The sequence below is a fragment of the Actinomycetes bacterium genome, assembly GCA_036510875.1.
Taxonomy (GTDB): Bacteria; Actinomycetota; Actinomycetes; order Prado026; family Prado026; genus DATCDE01.
This window is the reverse complement of sequence record DATCDE010000076.1, coordinates 1-2,390: the sequence shown is the minus strand read 5'-3', so window position 1 is coordinate 2,390 and position 2,390 is coordinate 1. Positions and strand designations below refer to the sequence as shown.

The 2,390-nt window shown below is 67.0% G+C and carries 5 protein-coding genes; 3 read left to right on the top strand and 2 right to left on the bottom strand.

The window, feature by feature from the left end; translation table 11 throughout:
* Window positions 1-207: 207 nt before the first annotated feature.
* Together VIM19_04185 and VIM19_04180 are read left to right on the top strand one after the other, a co-directional pair.
* Window positions 208-501 carry a type II toxin-antitoxin system Phd/YefM family antitoxin gene (locus VIM19_04185; GenBank protein HEY5184108.1) on the top strand — a complete coding sequence of 98 codons (294 nt, stop codon included), beginning with the start codon at window positions 208-210 and terminating at the stop codon, window positions 499-501.
* Window positions 491-781, top strand: a complete 291-nt coding sequence (locus VIM19_04180) for a type II toxin-antitoxin system RelE/ParE family toxin (protein ID HEY5184107.1) — start codon at window positions 491-493, stop codon at window positions 779-781. Before VIM19_04185 ends, VIM19_04180 begins: the two co-directional genes overlap by 11 nt.
* A gap of 72 nt (window positions 782-853) precedes the next feature.
* Here the strand turns inward: VIM19_04180 and VIM19_04175 are convergent, their stop codons facing one another.
* Together VIM19_04175 and VIM19_04170 are read right to left on the bottom strand one after the other, a co-directional pair.
* On the bottom strand, window positions 854-1,294 hold the full coding sequence (locus VIM19_04175) for a hypothetical protein (GenBank protein HEY5184106.1): 441 nt from the start codon (window positions 1,292-1,294) through the stop codon (window positions 854-856).
* Between the two features lie 51 nt (window positions 1,295-1,345).
* The gene (locus VIM19_04170) at window positions 1,346-1,669 is read right to left on the bottom strand and encodes a transposase family protein (GenBank protein ID HEY5184105.1); all 324 of its coding nucleotides are present in this window, start codon (window positions 1,667-1,669) and stop codon (window positions 1,346-1,348) included.
* A gap of 565 nt (window positions 1,670-2,234) precedes the next feature.
* On the opposite strand from VIM19_04170, the gene VIM19_04165 reads away from it, so the two are divergent.
* Window positions 2,235-2,390 (top strand): IS1380 family transposase (locus tag VIM19_04165; GenBank protein HEY5184104.1); only part of this gene is annotated, 156 nt, incomplete at its 3' end.

Below are 2,390 nucleotides of genomic sequence, written 5' to 3'. Positions count from 1 at the left end.
CGTCGACGGTGGGTTCCGCCGACCCGAGCGACTCTCCCACGAGTTCCTCGCCGCCCTGCCACATCCGGCCTGCTCGGCCGGTTAATCAGTGAACGTGCGTGTCGTCCTGGGTGGGCGCTGTGGGCATCGCGCTGGCTGGCCGGCACAGCCCTGTCGGGGCTCCCCGGACCTTTACCCCGACTGCGCTACAGACTACTATTCTGGTCTATGAACACGATGCCGCTGTCCGAGGTCAAGGCCCGGCTGTCCGAGATCGCCGACGAGGTCGACCGCACCCACGAACGCGTCCACGTCACCCGCAACGGCCGCGAGTACGTCGTCCTGCTTTCCGCCGAGGACCTCGAGTCACTCGAAGCCACCATTGAGCTGCTCCGCGACGAGGCCGGCATGGGCCGGGTCCGGGACGCCGATGCCGCGGTCGCAGCCGGCGACCTGACCACGGCCGAGGACCTGGCCACGCTCATGGCCGACCGGCGAGCGCGCGAGCACCGTGAGCGCTGACGAACCCGACGACGCGCCGTACGCGATCGTCCTGGCGCCAGGAGCGCGCCGCGCGCTCACCGAGACCCTCCCCTCGGCCGCGGCCTTCGCCGCGTGGGAGTTCATCACCGGGCCGCTCGCACTCCGACCACGCGTCGTCGGAGTGCCTCTCCGGGAACCGTTTGAAGGACTGTGGCGGGCACGGCGGGGTGAGTACCGGGTCCGCTATCGCATCGACGAGGACAACCAGCGCGTCATCGTCCTCGACGTTGACCACCGACGCGACGCCTACCGACCCTGACCGCGTTGCGCCACCGACGGTCCGGGGGCCGACCAGTCCGGGCCGGACTCGTGGGCACTCGAGAGCGCGTCTTCACACAAGATCATTTGGCCCCCGATGTGACCCCAGTGGTCCGAAAACCATTGTCGAACACGACTGGACGCTCGTGGATGTTCGTGGCCGATACCCCCCTGTTGCCTCACGTCTAGATGCCCCGGAACGGTCCTTCGTTGCCTCATCTGACTTTGCCCGCGTGGCAGTGGGTGGTTTGACCGGGAGTCTGGTGGGCGGGTGCTTGGCCCGGACGAGGTTGAGAAGCTGGTCGGGGAAGTCGAGCATGTCCCGGCGGATCTGCGCCGGGTTCAGGCCCTGGTACTGCCAGGTCAACGCGGTCTTGGTCTTCTTGCTCACGGCCGGGTCGGCCAGAACGCGCTGGTAGGGCGTGGCCGCGGTGTCGTAGCGCTTGGTCACCTTCGCGCCCTCACGGTGTTTGTCGACCAGCTTCTGCGAGGGCGTGAAGAAGTTGGTCTGCAAGCGCAGCAGCGCGTAGAGCTGGTTGAGCAGCGCGAGCTCGCCGGCGGCGTCCTAGCGGTGGTAGCCGACCGCGCGGCGGACCACCGACCAGTTCTTCTGCTCCACGTGCGCGCCGTCGTTCTTTCGGCCCGCACGGGAGCGGGTGAAGGTGATCTTGTGTTCGGTGCAGTACCGCTGCAGCTGGTCGTTGATGAACTCGCTGCCGTTGTCGGAGTCGATGCCGATGATCGGGAACGGGAACGGGAACGCCTCGGTGATGTCCATCAGCGCCGGGAACACCCACTTCTGGGCCTTGTTCTTCACCGCCTGCGTCTCGGTCCAGGCCGAGTGAATGTCAGTCACCGTCAGGGTTTGACAGAAGTCGCCCCGCGGGATATGCCACCTTCGATGGCCCCGCCCGGGCGATCAGATGCGCGCTGGAGATCGCCTAGCGGGTACGCGAGCTCGGCATCGAGATCCGCGCTGGGGTTCACTCCGGCGAGTGCGAGATCCTGGATGGCAAGTGCGCGGGCCTGACGGTCTCGATCGGTGCTCGGATCAGCTCAACAGCCGCCCCCTCGCAGGTCCTGGTGTCACAGACGTCAAGGACCTCCTCGCGGGGTCCGGGATCACCTTTGAGGATCGAGGCAAGCACCGGCTGAAGGGCCTCCCGGACCCCTGGCGACTGTTCGCCGTCGTTGCCTGATCTGCCCTGGTGGCTGCGTCAGCTGATGCACTGTCGGGCGGATCGACGGTCCGCGGCGGTCGAAGTGCCATCCGCAAGGTGTCGCGTTCCGTCGAGTCCTGCCCGGCTCTTGACTCGTGTCCGCTGAAGCTCAGCCTGGATCCACCGCGCGCCGTTGAGGTGATCCGCGGGTCGTAACGCCGTGATGCCCTTCTGCTGCACCAGAATCGATCTTGCGAAGGAACGATTCGAGGTCAGCGGAAGGGCATCTGGTAGATGCGAGTCTGTCATGGCTTCACTGCCACGTTCGACGATCCGGACCTCGTGTCGTGCGCCGGGTTGGCGCCGGTGCTGGCGCTGGCCGAGCGCGTGGGGTTGCAGCGGCTGGCCACCGAGCATGTTCGGATCGACCAGCCGGGCGGCCGGTTCGCT